Annotated in this window: 12 protein-coding genes; 6 read left to right on the top strand and 6 right to left on the bottom strand. The window is 39.5% G+C overall.

What is annotated here, in order from left to right; genetic code table 11:
- The first annotated feature begins 72 nt into the window (after positions 1-72).
- Genes ACYIB7_RS08760 through ACYIB7_RS08750 form a run of 3 tightly spaced genes read left to right on the top strand, consistent with a single transcriptional unit; the run spans position 73 to position 2,828 of the window.
- On the top strand, positions 73-618 hold the full coding sequence (locus ACYIB7_RS08760; RefSeq protein WP_103982027.1) for an RNA polymerase sigma factor: 546 nt from the start codon (positions 73-75) through the stop codon (positions 616-618).
- 2 nt (positions 619-620) lie between these two features.
- Positions 621-1,886: a porin family protein gene (locus ACYIB7_RS08755; protein ID WP_480336798.1), complete on the top strand. Its 1,266-nt coding sequence runs from the start codon at positions 621-623 to the stop codon at positions 1,884-1,886.
- A 27-nt stretch (positions 1,887-1,913) separates the two neighbouring features.
- Positions 1,914-2,828, top strand: coding sequence for a hypothetical protein (locus ACYIB7_RS08750; RefSeq protein WP_480336796.1), 915 nt, complete (start codon positions 1,914-1,916; stop codon positions 2,826-2,828).
- Positions 2,829-3,066: 238 nt separating this feature from the next.
- On the opposite strand, the gene ACYIB7_RS08745 is transcribed toward ACYIB7_RS08750, so the two are convergent.
- The 6 genes from ACYIB7_RS08745 to ACYIB7_RS08720 all read right to left on the bottom strand — a co-directional run bounded on the left by ACYIB7_RS08745 (position 3,067) and on the right by ACYIB7_RS08720 (position 11,690).
- A complete protein-coding gene (locus ACYIB7_RS08745) occupies positions 3,067-3,978 on the bottom strand; it encodes a DUF368 domain-containing protein (protein ID WP_103982023.1) in 912 nt (303 codons plus the stop codon).
- 14 nt (positions 3,979-3,992) lie between these two features.
- Positions 3,993-5,441: a CDC27 family protein gene (locus ACYIB7_RS08740; protein ID WP_103982022.1), complete on the bottom strand. Its 1,449-nt coding sequence runs from the start codon at positions 5,439-5,441 to the stop codon at positions 3,993-3,995.
- Between the two features lie 82 nt (positions 5,442-5,523).
- Complete coding sequence (locus tag ACYIB7_RS08735) at positions 5,524-7,266, bottom strand: glutamine--tRNA ligase/YqeY domain fusion protein (RefSeq protein ID WP_103982021.1); 1,743 nt, start codon at positions 7,264-7,266, stop codon at positions 5,524-5,526.
- Between the two features lie 254 nt (positions 7,267-7,520).
- Entirely contained in the window at positions 7,521-8,774 is a 1,254-nt protein-coding gene (locus ACYIB7_RS08730; protein ID WP_103982020.1) for an Nramp family divalent metal transporter, read from the bottom strand.
- A 204-nt stretch (positions 8,775-8,978) separates the two neighbouring features.
- Complete coding sequence (locus ACYIB7_RS08725; protein WP_103982019.1) at positions 8,979-10,295, bottom strand: sensor histidine kinase; 1,317 nt, start codon at positions 10,293-10,295, stop codon at positions 8,979-8,981.
- 51 nt (positions 10,296-10,346) lie between these two features.
- On the bottom strand, positions 10,347-11,690 hold the full coding sequence (locus tag ACYIB7_RS08720) for a sigma-54-dependent transcriptional regulator (RefSeq protein ID WP_480336794.1): 1,344 nt from the start codon (positions 11,688-11,690) through the stop codon (positions 10,347-10,349).
- 328 nt (positions 11,691-12,018) lie between these two features.
- Here ACYIB7_RS08720 and ACYIB7_RS08715 point away from each other — a divergent pair, with 328 nt between their 5' ends.
- From ACYIB7_RS08715 to ACYIB7_RS08705, 3 genes are read left to right on the top strand one after another with little or no spacing between them, the layout of a single operon-like run.
- Positions 12,019-13,359, top strand: coding sequence for a TolC family protein (locus ACYIB7_RS08715; protein ID WP_103982303.1), 1,341 nt, complete (start codon positions 12,019-12,021; stop codon positions 13,357-13,359).
- Positions 13,360-13,401: 42 nt separating this feature from the next.
- Positions 13,402-14,652: an efflux RND transporter periplasmic adaptor subunit gene (locus tag ACYIB7_RS08710; protein ID WP_099465367.1), complete on the top strand. Its 1,251-nt coding sequence runs from the start codon at positions 13,402-13,404 to the stop codon at positions 14,650-14,652.
- A gap of 26 nt (positions 14,653-14,678) precedes the next feature.
- On the top strand, positions 14,679-17,063 hold the full coding sequence (locus tag ACYIB7_RS08705; RefSeq protein WP_480336792.1) for an ABC transporter permease: 2,385 nt from the start codon (positions 14,679-14,681) through the stop codon (positions 17,061-17,063).
- The last annotated feature ends 6 nt before the right edge of the window (positions 17,064-17,069 follow it).

Below are 17,069 nucleotides of genomic sequence, written 5' to 3'. Positions count from 1 at the left end.
TATTTTTCCACCCTGCATGCAGTATTTCAGGAATCATTACATTTACTATATAAAAGCACTATATAAAGAGAGATGAGTGAGTCTGAAGTGACGGACAGATGCAGGGTGGGAGATAATCAGGCCCGCAAAGAGCTATATGAGCTTTATGCGGAAAAGATGTTGTGCCTTTGTTACCGATATGCCGGCGACATTGATGTGGCGCACGATCTCCTCCATGATGGCTTTCTTAAAGTCTTTTCTTCCATTTCTTCTTTTACATATAAAGGCGAGGGCAGTTTACGTGCCTGGCTAAGTAGGGTGTTTGCAAATACGGCTTTGGAATATTTGCGCAGAAAGGATTTATTGCGCCAGGGTATATCTTTGGATGAAGTGTATGACTTGCCAAATGAACCGGAACCTGATGCATGCAATCTTTCAATGGATATTCTTATGCGCTTTGTTACGGATTTGCCTTATGGTTACCGTACAGTATTTAACCTGTTTGTTTTTGAGCATTGGTCGCATAAAGAGATTGCGGCACAATTGCATATAAATGAGAAGTCGTCTGCTTCACAATTAAACAGGGCACGTAAAATATTGGCTACCCGGATTCGGGAAGAACTAAAGAGAATAGAGTAACGATGGATAAGGAACACGACATATTGCATATATACCGTGAACGGCAAGATGAATTTCATCTTCCGTTACGGGATGGCGGATGGAATAGGCTGGAGAAAGAGCCAGTTCCTCAACCTGTTGTAGTTCGTCGTCTGAACTATCGCCGGTGGGCGGTAGCTGCAGCGATATTAGTTTGTGTTCTTCTTTCTATACCTATGTTTTTACCAAAAGAAGCTGCGGTACTTGTCTCAGATAGTCAACCAGTGAAGGTTGTAGAGCAGAAGAACGGTCCGGTTATGGAAAAACCTTCAGCTTTACCGCAGCATTCTAATGATCCTGTTCGAAAACATTTGATACGTCAGATAACGTCTGTATCTGTAGTTTCCGAGTCTCCTGCAATTGCAGAAGCAGAGCATGTTCTCTCTAAACCTGAATTGGAAAAAGAAAGTGAGGCTGTTTCTAAAGAAGTACCTGTAAAGACTCAGAAGTCAAAGAGTTCTGATGTTGGACCTGAACCGGAACACAAAAAAGCATTATCAAAAGAAGTTGTAGACCAAAATAAAAAGAACCGGAAAAAGAAATCCGAAGGATGGTCATTTGGTGTGGGTGGTGGTAGCGGCAAGACGGTCAGCGGAATGAATATGTTTAGTAATGATGATATGTGTAATTCTCCGGGCGATATGCAACCTCCTTTTGAGAATCCTGATGATCCTGACGAAAAACCTGATAATCCTGAAGTTGAGTCGTCAGCAACTCTATTGTCAACCAGAGCTGAACAAAGACTGCCTCAAATGAGAAACGCATCTTATGAATATGTGCACCGTATGCCTTTGTCTGTAGGTTTTTCTGTGAAAAAAAACATTACAGGTCGTTTCGGATTAGAGAGCGGATTGACCTATACTTTCCTTTATTCCGATATTAAGCAGTCCGGTACGAAAGGATATATAGGAGACCAACGTATCCATTATCTTGGTATTCCGCTGAAGGCGAACGGGACGGTTTACCGGAAAGGTATTTTCTCTATGTATCTCTCAGGTGGCTTCCTGGCCGAATATTGTGTGTCGGCTAAACGCCGCATTATCCATGAAATAACAAAACCGGAGATGAATAGATGGCAATTCTCTGTCAATGCAGCGATTGGAGCAGAAGTTAAACTGATTCATCCTTTATCCTTATACCTGGAACCTGGAGTTGGCTACTATTTTGATACAGGCGATGATATGCCGACTATCCGGAACGAACGTCCCTGGATGTTCGGCTTGCAATTGGGGTTACGACTTTCTTATTAAACAGTATTAATCTTAAATAATAGAAATATGAAAAAAGTGATGCTTTTAGCAGCAACAGCCATTTTTATGTCCGCTTGTAACAATGAAGATACCTGGTCGCCTCTTCCACCGCCAATACCTCCCAAACCGGCACCGGAGATGGTAAGTGTTGATCTGAATGTCTGGTTGGCAGAGAATACAGAGGCCGACCCGGCTGTACAGTTTGTCTCCAAATGGAATGAAGGACACCGTATTCTGGGATATTCCATGAAAACGAAGGAGGCTTTTGATGCTTCTTCCAAATCGGCTGCAGCAGAGACAAGAACTTCGGTTATAGACCCACGAAGGTTATTCTATCTGACAGATGGAATAGGAACGGACCTTGGTGTTGTTAAAGGCCTGGTGGCAAAAGGAGATGATTCTCTGGTTATTTTCCGAACGTCAATGGACATGTTACGGTTCAACTATGTGAAGCGGCAGTATAGGACAGACTCTGTTCCCGAAGTATTCCGTTATGACGATCTGATGGTAGGAACAGCTAAAATAGATACTGTAAACGGGACGGTGATAACGATGAAACATGCCACTTCCATTCTGGATATCAAACTGGTTAATAAGACAGGTTTGGATTTGCAGATTCGCAAAGTAACGGTTCGTCCTGCCGATGTGAATTGTTGGCCGTTCCATACATCTATGGATGAATGTATTTATATTTATTATGGCAGTATTGACGCAGGAAGTGCCAATACGCTGGTGGCCGAATATTCGAAAGGATATGTGGCAAAAGAGGCGACTTTTACAGTACGCCATTCATTGTTCCTTATTAACGATTCTATTTTGGATGGTAAGGCTTTAATCTATTCTGTCATGACGGATTCTGGAATGTATAGTTATACGAAAGTCGGAAAGAAATATGAAGGAGGAATGCGCCATGTGGAAGAAATAGTAATGGAAGGGCAATAGCCTGTAAATAGATGTGCTATTCAATAAATGTCCGGAATTGTAAAATATTTTTACGCCAGTGTCCAATAATAAGACAATAAAAAAAGTGAATATATATTTATTTTGTTGTATGATAGTGTGTTATATGTTTTGGCATACTATTTGCTATAAACAATGAAGTTTAAAACATAATTGATGGTTTCTCTAAAGAGAAACAGTCCTCTCTCTGGTACGTGAGTATAAGAGAGAGGTTTTTATATTATGCTTTTGTTCCTTTCATTGATAATTTTTCGAGAAAATAAACCAATGCAAATCCAAGTATCATCAAACCTATAGCTTCCCATACTAATTGATTGGGCATAATATTAGCTTCTATCAATGGTTTGATTTCACCGTGGCTGTCGGTATAAGTTTCTATTATTTCTTTCCATGGCCATACTTTATTAAGCGAACCTAGCATAAATCCTGCTAATACGGAAATTGTAATATCGTGGAATTTACGTAGAGCAAAAGACAATACTCTTGAAAAAGAAGTGATACCTATGATTGCTCCACAGATGAATGTAAGCATTATCGGAATATTGAATGTCTTTACAGCTTCCATTATATAGAAATATTTTCCCATCAATACAAGAATAAAACTTCCGGAAATACCTGGTAATATCATGGCACAGATGGCTATTGCTCCACTAAGGAAGATGAAAGGCAGGCTGTTGGATGTTTCAGCAGGTGTCGCAACAGTTATATAATAAGCAATAATAGCTCCGATGATGAAACTCAGGATGGTTTTCCAATTCCACTGTTTGATATCTTTAGCAACAAACCAGGTTGAGGCTAACACCAAGCCAAAGAAGAATGCCCAAACTAAAATAGGATGGTAAATCAATAAATAGGTGATAAGCTTGGCTAATGAGAATATACTGATGCCGATACCTGCAACAATAGACAACAGGAAGTTTGCATTGATCGCTTTCCAGAAAGCGGCAATTTTTCCTGTAAATAATAATTTTAAAGAAGTTCCATTGATACTTTTGATAGAATTGATCAGTTCCTCGTAAATACCAACAATAAAGGCTATTGTACCTCCTGAGACACCGGGTACTACATCTGCTGCGCCCATTCCCATGCCTTTAAGAACCAAGAGACCGTAGTCTTTTAGATTTCTGTCCATTTTTAATTAATTTGTTAGTTACTGTTGTCTTTGTTTTTTAAAAATTCTTTTGCAAGGTCTTCCGGCGGAATGTGGCGGCTGATAAACGGATTGTTCAAATCTATTTTATCAAGGTTTATACCTGATTTTTTCAGGAAATTCATCATTTCCACAGGAGATGTTTGTTCATAATATTCCTGAAATCTCTTGATATCTCCCAATGATAAATAAGCCATAGCCATGTGGATATTCATATGAGGTATATCCGGGTTCCGTTGTAAGATCTTTTTGTAATAGAGTAATGCTTTTTCTATATCACCTTTCAGGTATAAATATTGACCTGCCCGTAAAAGGCTGTCACATCCTTCTTTAGTACCTTCTTCTTCTGCAGAGTCAATAGCTTTGAACAAATAGTCGGTTATTTGTAGTGCTTGTTCTTCATGATCATTTTCCAGATAGGTAAGAGCCAAAAGGGACAGTATCCGTACATTATCAGGAAAAAGTTTGATTGTTTTATTCAACATGGATGTAGCTTCTTTCTCCCTTTCGGTTTCCAGACAGCAACGGATAAAGTTTACGTAGACAGAAGGATCCTTTTCTGTATCGGTTTGCTTTAGAATTTCTTTTAATAATTTATAGCCTTCATCAAACCTTTCCAATTTAACATAGCACTCAGCCATAAGAGGTTTTACCCTGTAAAAAGATTCGCTGTCTATTACTTCCTTGTATGCTTCCAGTGCTTTTTCGTAATTCTCGTTCATATAGAGGCAGTATCCTCTTAATACTTTTAATTCAGGATCCGAATCATCACAGGTAAGAGCAAAGTCAAATGCTTCGATAGCCTTGTCATAATCAGGAATCATGGAATATAAACGTCCCAATGTGAACCAGTAATCATTGGAATATGGATTCTTATCTATTAATTCGTTGCATATATCAATTGCTTCCTGTATTTTTCCTTCGGCTTCCAATAAAAAACATAATTCATTTTTAAGAAGTTGGTTATCTGGAAAGATTGTTAAACCAAGCTCCAGAAGTTCACGGGCTTCTTTCTGGAAATCCAGATCGTTCAATATTGGTATAATGCATTCGAAGATGGCTTCAGAATATTCGCAGTCATTTGAAATAAGATCTTTAGCGAATTTAATAGCTTTCTCCGATTGATCTGTATAGCAATAACATTCGATTCGTAGAATATCCAGGTCTTCATTATTCGTTTCACCAATGTTTTCGATGAGTGCTAAGGCTTCTTCGTAATTATCGTTATATGCATATCGCCTACATTCTCTGATTTTCAGGGTTGTATTGTTTGGATGAAGTTTTAGGCCAAGCTCTAGTATTTCATCATAGTAGGCGTAATCGTCAGACTCTTCAAAGCTTTCAAGCAAATCATCAATCTCGTCGGCATCAAAATAAGGTTCTTTGCCTGAATCACGAGTATCCAGATAACGTTGCAATAAGCGTGAGATATCGTCTTTTTTCATGTCTTAATATTTAGTTAAATGCCAATATGCCAATAAAGTTATTATTGGTACATTGGCATATTGAAGAATTGACTCATCATTTTTATTTAGTTTTGATTTTCGACCATGTATCTTTCAGAGATACAGTGCGGTTGAAGATCAGATTTTGAGGTGTAGAATCTTTATCTACATTAAAATAACCGATACGTTGGAATTGTAGATAATCCAAAGGCTTAGCATTTGCCAGGTATTTCTCTACATAACAATTTGTCAATATTTTTAAAGAGTCCGGATTGATCATTTCCTTCATTGCGTCTAAGACAGAGCAATCCTTTGCTTCTCGTATAGCAATTAGTTCGTCACGCGGATTTTCTACTTTCCACAGACGGTCGTATAAGCGCACTTCGGCAGGTAGGCAATGTGCACAGCTTACCCAGTGTAATGTACCCTTTACCTTACGGTTGCTGTCAGGCATGCCGCTTTTGGTGTTCGGATCATATTCGCAATATACCTCTACGATTTCGCCGTTATCATTCTTCTTACAACCTGTGCATTTTACGATGTATGCATTTTTTAAACGAACTTCCTGCCCAGGTGTCATTCGGAAGTAGTTTTTCGGTGCATCTTCCATAAAGTCATCACGTTCCATCCATAGTTCGCGGCTGAATTCAATGTGATGGCTTCCTGCCGACTGATCTTCCGGATTATTGATTGCTTCCATCTCTTCCACTTGTCCTTCCGGATAATTGGTGATGATTAGTTTTACCGGATTGATAACAGCGGATACACGGGTTGAACGTGCATTCAGATCATCGCGAACGGCACTTTCAAGCAGGGCGAAGTCATTCAGGGCATCATATGTAGTGTAACCTATTTTGTCTACAAATTTACGTATCGATTCCGGAGAATAACCACGTCGACGGAATGCGCAGATAGTAGGCATACGCGGGTCATCCCAACCGTTCACTAATCCTTCTTTTACCAGAATCAGCAGATTACGTTTGCTCATTAACGTGTAATTCAGGTTCAGTTTGTTAAACTCTGTCTGATGCGGGCGATTGTCGTCCAAATCTTTACCTTCTTTCAACCAATCAATGAATAAGTCGTATAACGGACGGTGAGGTACAAACTCCAATGTACATAATGAGTGTGTAACCCCTTCAAAATAATCGCTTTGTCCGTGTGCAAAGTCATACATCGGATAAGCTTTCCATTTATCACCCGTACGATGGTGCGGAGTCTTGATGATACGGTAAATAATCGGATCACGAAAATGCATATTGGGGTTTGCCATGTCTATTTTGGCACGCAATACCATTGAACCTTCCTCCAGCTCGCCGCTGTTCATTTTCAAAAATAGTTGCATATTTTCTTCTATCGGGCGGTCACGATACGGACTATTGGTTCCCGGTTGTGTGGGAGTTCCTTTTTGTTGGGCGATCAGTTCGGCACTTTGTTCATCAACATAGGCCTTTCCTTCTTTGATCAATTGTATGGCGAAATCCCACAATTGTTGGAAGTAATCGGAGGCATAATATATTTCGTTCCAATGGAACCCCAGCCATTTGATGTCTTCCATAATGCAGTCAACATATTCCATATCTTCCTTCACAGGATTGGTATCGTCGAAGCGGAGGTTGCACACGCCGTTATGGCGTTCTGCAATACCAAAGTCCAGACAAATAGCTTTGGCATGTCCGATATGAAGATAGCCGTTCGGCTCCGGCGGGAAACGAGTCTGTACGCGTCCTCCGTTTTTACCTTCAGCCAAATCTTTTTCAACCATTGCTTCAATGAAGTTCAAGCTTTTTTTACCTTCTTCTTCGTTTGTACTGATGTCGCTCATATTATTATGTATTTTTCCAATAAGGGAACAAAGGTAATGAATTCTTTGCTGCTTACATAATGATGCCTCCTTTTTCCTATATTTGCTGCTTAATTAATAATAGATATTGGTTACATTATTTTCCTATGCCGGTTATTTCTTTGGCGGATTGGAGATTGTGCAAGAAAATCTCGAATTGCTTATTGTTATTATTATTTTTGTTTCTGTTTCTGTTTTACCTGGTATAATTGAAATACTCCGGAATAAACTGAAAGCTAAAAGAGACTGATAAGCAATGCAATATTCAGTATTGTTACCATTGCGCCCAGCAGTAGTAAAATAACCATAGTGGAACGGCTGTTTGCATAAACTCCCATAACTTTTTTGTTGGAAGTCAGATAGACTTGTGTAAAAACAGTTATCGGTAACTGAACACTCAGGAACATTTGTGATATAATCAATCCTTTAAACGGGTCTCCGATCACAAATATGATAAGTAGAGCAGGAAGGAAGGATAGCAATACACCCAACTTGGAGTGCAGATCGCTATGATTGTATGGTTCTCCATAGAATCCTGCAAAAATAGAGGCTCCGGCAATACCTGAAGTAATGGTCGAAGAGACACCTGCTAATAACAGAGCTGCTGCAAAAATAACGCCAGCATTGCTACCAACTAGCGGTACTAGTAATTGTTGTGCCTGATCCAGTTCGTTTACAGCAACTTTTTGCTTGAAGAAAGTTGCTGCGGCCAGTATAATCATAGCAGAGTTGATAGCCCAGCCAATTACCATAGATAATAAAGTGTCGTAAAATTCATACTTCAACTGTTTTTTGATGACAGTTTCGTCTTCCAAGTTCCATTCACGGCTTTGTATCACTTCCGAGTGCAGAAAAAGATTATGGGGCATTACAACAGCACCTAATACGCTCATGATAATAAGTAACGAATTGTCGGGGAAAGATGGTTTTATCCAGCCTTGAATTGCTTCGCCCCATTGTACATCCACCAAGGCAAGTTCGTAAAGGAATGATAGCCCGATGATGGAAACAAACATGATAATCCATCTTTCAATTTTGCTGTATGTATTGCTTAATAACATGGCTATACATGCAACCGTTACGATTATAGAGCCGATTTTTATTGGAATACTGAACAACATGCGCAAAGCGATTGCGCCCCCCAGTATTTCTGCTAATGATGTAGAAATACTGGCCAGCATAGCTGAACCTAGAATCGGGCGGCTCAGAATACGTGGCAGGTATTTGTTGGTTGCTTCCGAAAGGCAAAGCCCGGTGACAATTCCTAAATGGGCTACGTTATGTTGTATAATGATCAGCATAATGGAAGAAAAGGTTACGACCCAAAGCAATGCGTAACCAAATTCGGAACCTGCTGCCAGATTGGTTGCCCAGTTTCCCGGGTCAATGAAACCAACGGTAACCAGAAGTCCGGGACCAATATATTTTAATAGATCTAATGCGCCTGAGCTGGGATGATGATTTTTCTTTAGTTTGTCAAGTATATTCATGTTTTTCAAATGTAGTTGTTTTTGATTTCTAACACTGCAAAGGTAAAATTTGTTGTTAAATTTTATATAACATAAGGCTATTGAATATCTTTAAGTGTTTATTGATTCTTTTTATCGGCAACAGTTTGCTATTTTTCTTAGAGTAAAATTAGAGAGACAAAAAACACATCCGGGAGAAAATTAAATTTCATCAGCGGAAATATGTTAAGGAAACATCAATATAAATGTCGTCTTTTTTGTGGAAGGAGAACTTTTCAGGGTTATGCTTCCTCCCGATAAACGCATAATCTGACGGGAAATGGAAAGTCCTATACCGCTTCCGCCTTCTTTGGTAGTAAAGAACGGTATGAAAATATGTTCGGCCTCTTCCGGAGGAATAGCAGGGCCATTGTTGCTTACTTCAATAAATACTGCTTCATCTTTATTACAGTAAGCTGTTAATTCGATTAAACCGTTTTCTTGTTCATGGCCAATTGCTTGCATGGCGTTTTTAAGTAGGTTCAAAACAACTTGCGAAATGAGGTTTTCATCGGCATAAACAATTAAATCGGTTGGTTGGACATCTATCCGAATGCTTATATTCGGATAATTGTTGTGGTACCGGGCAAGCTGCACCATCCGGTCTGCAAACTTCGATATATAGAATAATGAGGGTTGCGGAGTTGGGATATGAGTAAATTTACGGTATGACTCAACAAATGAAATTAAACTTTTTCCTGTTGTACTGATAACTTCCAGACCATTCCGGATTTCTTTATTGGCATCTCCATGGATGGAAAGTAAAGTGTCGCTTAATGAAGTCATAGGGGTTACCGAGTTCATAATTTCGTGTGTCAATACGCGTGTCAGTCGTATCCACGAGTCAATTTCTTTTTCGTCCAGTTCGCTGTTAATGTCATTAAGCGCAATAATACGGACATGTTTTTCCTGCAATGTCATTTCAGATACGCGCAAGGAAAGATGTACGGTTCCTCTTTCGTTATTAAAAGATATTTGGTGTTTCTCTCCGGGGAGCACGGACGATATGGTTTGCTCTAATTCTTCATCAATACGTCCTAACTGTCTGACATGAGTAAAAACAGTTAGCCCGAGCAAACGCAGAGCTTCGTTGTTTGTTTGAAATATAACACCTTTGTCGTCTATAACTAAAATCCCCGTATTGACGGAGTTCATGATAAGTTCGTAATACTTTTCTTTTTGGAGCGCTTCGGCTTTGGCATGAAACAGAATTTGAGTGATGCGGTTTAATGATTCGCTAACCATTTTATCATTTGATGAACGGCCGCTGGTTGCATATTTGAAAGCATAGTCGCTATTGTCTATAGCATCAAACATAAATGCTATTTTTTGCGCATTACGTTTATACAACGTGCGCATCATCTGTATACTATATAGCCATGCTATGCAGATAAGTATGCAAAATTCCCAGTATTGTTGCAGACAACAATACGTGAATGCTCCTGTAGTGATAAGCAGTAACAGAAGCCGGAATGTAAGACTATAGTATATACCTTTTAGCATCGCTGGTAATCGGGTGTTGAAAATTATGACAAGCTATATTTCAATTTCCAATCAAATTTCGTATCTCTTTATTTTATTATATAATGTTTGTCTTGAGATTCCCAATTGGTTGGCTACTAAAGACAGGTTCCCTCCAAATTTGTCCATAGCATTTTTTATCATGTTATATTCCATTTCCTCTAATGTGGTGATCTCTTTTGTCTGCGTCTCTTTTTTGCGGGGAAAATCAAAGTCGTTGCTATCTAAAGTGTCACCTTCACAGATAATAACCGCTTTTTCAATGGTGTGCTCCAATTCGCGGATATTTCCGAACCAAGGTTGTTGTTTTAGTTTTTCTTGTGCATCGTTGCTCAGATGCAAAGTAGGTTTACTATAGAGATTTCCATATTTGGAAAGAAATATTTCAGTTAATGGTATAATATCTTCCAAACGTTCCCGCAGGGGAGGAATTTCAACATGAATCGTGTTGATACGATAAAGCAAGTCTTCACGGAATTCTTCTTTTTGTACCATTTCCTGTAAATCCTTGTTGGTAGCGCAGATCAGACGTATATTAACAGGTATGGGTGTATTGCTTCCTACGCGGATAATACTTCTTCTTTGCAGGGCTGTCAGAAGTTTAGCTTGTAGGTGAAAGGATAGGTTGCCTATTTCGTCAAGGAACAAAGTGCTGTTATTGGCAACTTCAAACTTGCCCGAACGATCGGTACGGGCATCCGTAAAAGCACCTTTTACATGGCCAAACAGTTCACTTTCAAATAATGTTTCTGTAATGGCTCCCATATCTACAGGTACCATAGCTTCGTTCTTTCTATTGGAAAGCAGATGTATTTCCCTCGCCAGCATCTCTTTGCCTGTACCGTTTTCTCCGGTAATTAGAATATTGGCATCTGTTTTTGCAACTTTATCTATCAGTATGCGCAGTTGCTGCATGGCGTTGCTTTCGCCCCAAAACATACCGCTTTCCTTTGATATGAGCTGCTTGTCATTTGTTTTTTTCTGATTAGACGAACGTAAGTTGTATGCAGTTTGTAATGTTTCTATTAATTTGGCGTTATCCCACGGTTTTACGATAAAATCGGTTGCACCGTCTTTAATGCCTCGTACAGCCAGATCTATATCTGCGTAAGCCGTAAAAAGTACAACTTGTACGGATGGATATTCTTTTTTTATTTCCGAGAGCCAAAAAAGCCCTTCGTTACCGTTATTAATACCGGAACTAAAATTCATATCCAGTAATACAACGTCTATGGGTTCATCGTGTAATGTCGATTTAATCTTATTGGGCGTAGAGATTGTGATTACTTTTTCAAAGCAAGTACCCAGCAGCATTTGTACGGCTGTAAGAATTCCTTTGTTATCATCTACAACGAGTATGGTTCCTTGTTTTGCCATTTATTATATTAAGTGTAATGAGTACGGCAAAGATAATGTATACTATCAGAATTACTCCAATTCTGCTAAACAAAAAACAAACTCATAATTATGACTTTTCAAAATCATAACTGTGAATCAAAAAAATCATCGGGATCTTTTTATAAAATCATCCAGATGTTTTGAATGGATGACCGGGAATATTTATTGTCTTGTCCAATAATTTTACAATACTGTCCAATTTTTTGACACTGTACTGATTTTGTTGTTTATGTAATGGTTTGATAAATAGTTTGTTATTTGTTTTGGCATGCTCTTTGCTTCTTTACTGGTAGAAAATAATAAAGAAATGAAACAGATATTACTTACAACAATTCTTTCGTTTGGTTTGGTTACTACAACAGTGGCACAGGAGAAATTCTGGTCGCTAAATGATTGTATGCGGTATGCCGTTGAAAATAGTCCGGCCGTAAAAAAACAAACATTCACTTATGATACGTATAAGGCAGAACGTAACGCATCGGTAGCTTCTTTCTTTCCAACGGCTTCAGCCAACGTAGGCGCCCAGTATAATTTTGGCCGTTCTATTGACCCGGAAACAAATACATATAATAATACGTCTACCTTTAATAACTCGTACGGCTTGAGTACCCAAATTCCGATTTTTACCGGCGGCCAGTTAATAAATCAATGGTTGTTAGGAAAGTCGAATGTGAAAATGGGTAAGAATGATATTCAGAAGAAAAAAGATGATCTGGCATTGGAAACGATGCAGGCGTATGCAGATGTTGTATATTATAAAGGTACAATCAAGATAGCTGCCGAGAAATTGGAGGAGAGCCGGCGTACACTTTATAAAACAAAACGTCAGGAAGAGCTTGGACTGAAAGGTAAAGCCGATGTTGCCCAATTTGAAGCTCAGGTAGCTACGGACGATTATACGTTAACACATCAGCAGAATCTTTATAATACGGCATTGTTGACATTAAAGGAAAAGATGAATTATCCTTCCGATCTGGAACTGGAAGTAGATACGCTTTTGCCGGATGTTTCATTTGTTACCGTCAATGAGAATGTAAATGAAATATATGGTTATGCGGAGGAGAATAATCCTACATCCCAACAAGCTGATTTTCAGTTGCAGGCTGCTAAATATCAATATCGTATGTCTAAAGGTGCTATGTTGCCTCAAATCTATTTTAATGCGGGTATTTCTACAAACTATTTTGAAAATCTGAAATCGGAGGCATCTCCGGCCAGCTTTAACAGTCAGTTTAAGAATAACCGTGGCGAATATTTAGGATTTACTATTAGTTTTCCGTTGTTCAACGGTTTGAGTAAAGTAACGAACCTCCGTCGTTATCGTAATAATTTGCGTATCGCAGAAGAAACGAAAACGGAAGTACTTCGTCAGTTGCAGAATGCTGTTGAACAGTCGGTTTTAGATCGTGAAGGCTATGCAAAAGAGGCTATTCAGATGGATAAACAAGTTAGTTCGAATGATTTGGCATATCGCATAACACTTCGCAAGTATGAAGAAGGTTTGATGAGTTCCCTGGATGTACAAACAAGTTCGAACAACCTGCTTACTTCAAAGGCTAATCTGCTACAGAAAAAGCTGATGTATTTGATGAAGAGTAAATTGGTTGATTACTATAAAGGAAAACCGCTTGTGGAAGCTGAAAATTGAGAATAGAAAATAATAAATTAAGAAAAGAAAAATCAAAATACAATGGATATACAATTAGAAAAGAAAAAAGGCGTTCAAAAGAAGCACATTCCGTACATTGCAGGTGGAGCTTTATTTGTAGTATTGCTGGGATGGATTATTTTTGGTGATCATGCTTCTACATTAAAAGTGGACGCACGAGGCGTTAGTATTGGTGATGTGACCCGTGATCAGTTTAACGATTTCTTTCGTGTTGATGGCCAGGTACAACCGATAACTGTTGTGCAACTTAGCCCCGAAGAAGGAGGTATTGTACAGGAAAAGGTGGTTGAAGAAGGTGCTCATGTGAAGAAAGGAGACATTATTGTACGTCTTAGCAATTCTAATCTGGATTTACAGATATTGAATGCCGAAGCCGAATTGGCGGAAAAGCAGAACTTTTTGCGTAATACACAGGTGACAATGGAACAAGATAAGCTGACCAATCAGACTGAAAAATTGCAGTATGATATGGATATGACGCGTTCTTTGCGTGCTTATCGCCAGCAAGAACAATTATATAAGGAAAACCTGATTGCAAAGGAAGATTATCTGAAAGCAAAGGAAGACTATGAATTATCATCCAAGAAACATGCTTTGATAACGGAACGTTTACGCCAGGATTCCCTTTCCCGTACTATTCAGATGGAAGAAATGGAAGCTAGTTTGGCAAATATGCGTAAAAATATCTTGTTGATACGCGAACGTAAAGAAAACCTGAATGTTCGTTCGCAAATTGCCGGCGAGTTAGGATTGCTGGATGTTGTCTTGGGACAGAATATTACTCCGGGTCAGAAGATCGGACAGATTAATGATTTGTCTGACTATAAAATTGAAGCTATGATTGACGAACACTATATAGACCGTGTAAAACCGGGGTTGAATGCAACCTTTGAACGTCAAGGTTCTAACTTTGCTCTTTCCGTACGTAAAGTCTATCCCGAGGTACGTGATGGTAAATTCCGCACTGATTTGGTTTTTACGGGAGAACGTCCGGATAATATCCGTAGCGGACAGACCTACTATATCAATCTTGAATTGGGCCAACCTACCGAAAGTATTATCATACCAAAAGGCACGTTCTTCCAGAGTACAGGAGGAAGCTGGATATTTGTTCTTGATAAAGACGGAAAGAAGGCATATAGACGCAGTATAAAGATTGGTCGCCAGAACCCGCAGTATTATGAAGTACTTGAAGGACTTGAGGCAGGGGAAAAAGTTATTATCTCAAGTTATGAAAGCTATAAGGATAACGAAGTGTTAGTACTTGAATAATTACTGGCAACAAGAAACAAAAATGTATGAAAAATATAATCATTGCCTTTCGTTCTCTTTTCAAGAAAGGAAGGCATAATATAATGAAGATTGTCTCTTTAGGGGTAGGACTGGCTGTTGGATTGGTATTGATAGCGAAAGTCTACTTTGAACAATCGTATGATAGTTTCTATCCTGATGCCGACCGTATTTTCCAGATATGGGAGTGTGTAGAAAGAGATGGAGAATTAAAAGATTGGGGACGTACTAGCGGAGGAACTGCCGGCCTGATGAAAGAGAGTATTCCGGAGATAGAGATGGCTACGCGTATTAATCCGTATGGAACATGGACGTTTACTATGACGGATACACAGCTTAAATATAAAGGCAAAACTGTTTTTGGTGATAGTTGCCTGTTTGAAATGTTACCTCGTCCTATCCTGTTAGGTAATGCGAAAGAAGTTCTTTCTACTCCGATGCAGGTGATGATATCCAGCCGCATGGCAAAAAAAATCGGTGGAAATGTAGTTGGAAAAACTTTCGTTGCCGACGATGCCCCGGGGCGCGTGCTTACTATTGGCGGTGTATTTGAGGAGATACCTGAAAATGCATCCGACCGTTACGATGTTATTATTTCCATGCCTTCTTCACCTCAGTTTATGCGTGCGGAATCGCATACGAATCTGTTTGGAAACGACCGTTATATCAGTTACATCAAACTTTATACCAAAGCATCTGTCCCTACTGTACTTGAAGGAATGCTTAAGATTGTTTACAAGCACTTTTCGCCGGAAGAACAGGCTAAGCAAGGGTATAAGTTTTCATATACTTTGCATGCAATATCCGATATACATAAGGACGATGCGCAGGTGAAACGAATGGCATGGCTGCTTTCGTTGTTGGCATTTGCTTTGCTGTTTACTGCGATGATGAATTATATATTGATAGTTATATCCGGTATTGTGTCCCGTTCCAAAGAAGTGGCTGTTCATAAATGTTATGGAGCTGCCGGTAAAAATATTAATGGTATGATGCTGGGAGAAGCTTTTGTACACATGATTCTTTCGTTGGTGTTGGCTGCTATTCTGATCTTTGCGTTCCGTGGAACGGTAGAGGAGTTGTTAGGAGCGTCACTCGAAGCTTTACTACTTTCAAAAGGTAGTTTGATCCTGTTGCTTGTTTGTGGGCTTATCTTTTTAGGCAGTGGTTTGATGCCCGGTTATTTGTATGCCCGTATTCCTGTGGCTTCTGCTTTCCGTAATTTTAGAGAGAATAAACGTGTATGGAAATTGGCTCTGTTGTTTGTGCAATTCATTGCTGCCGGTTTCTTGTTTACGATGTTGATCTTTATCGGCCGTCAGTATAATTATATGGTAAATGACAATCCGGGTTATGAGTATGAAAATCTGGCTTATAGTGAATTGGCTGGTGTGGATTCTACTGCTCGTCGTAAAGCGGTAGACGAATTGATGCGTTTACCGGAAGTCGCAGCGGTTACAACTTGCTATCAGTTACCTTTTGCTGTATCTTCCGGCAACAATATAACGCTACCTGGTTCGGACAGAGAATATTTCAATATAGCAGATCAATATAGTGTGGGTAACGGTTATCTGAAGATTATGGGAATTCCGGTCATACAGGGACGTTCTTTTACAGAAAATATAACTAATTCGAACGAGGTTATGGTGGATCGCCGGTTTGTTGAGAAGATGAAACTATTGGCAGGCTGGACAGACGATGTGATAGGGAAAGCTATTTTAGTGACAGAACATGGGGGAGATGAATTAACAGGGCAAAGATCTCCGTTCACAATCTGCGGTGTTTACGAAAATTTCCGTTTAGGTTCGATAGCCAGCCAGGATGAGCGCCCTACGGTTATGTTCTATTCTAAAACGCCCTCTTATAATTTGTTGGTAAAATTCCACAATCTGGATGCAAGAGGAATGGAGCACGTGCAGAAGGAGATTTCTGCCCTTTTTCCAAACAACGATATTACACTGAATGCTTTCCGTACGGAGATAAAAGATATGTACAACGAATCCCGTCAGTTTCGTGACTCCGTGCTGATAGGCGGTTGTATCACTCTGCTTATTGCCCTGATAGGTCTGATAGGTTACACGAACGACGAGGTGAACCGCCGCCGTAAGGAGATTGCCGTCCGCCGGGTAAGTGGAGCTGAGGTGATGGAAATTATAAAACTGTTCCTCCGTGATATAATACGTATTGCACTTCCTGCGGTCATATTAGGCGGTTGCTTTGCCTTCTTTGCAGTGCAGAAATGGATGGAGCAATTCACAGAGAAGGTGCCGCTCGCATGGTATATCTTTATTGGTTGTGGAGCGGCAGTGTTGCTGGTTATTCTGTCAGTGGTTTGTCTGAATGTACACCATACGGCAAATGATAATCCGGTAAATAGTCTGAAGAACGAATAGGGATAC

Source organism: Parabacteroides sp. KHUB-03 (genome assembly GCF_056640975.1).
This window is presented reverse-complemented; position numbering and strand designations above follow the sequence as displayed.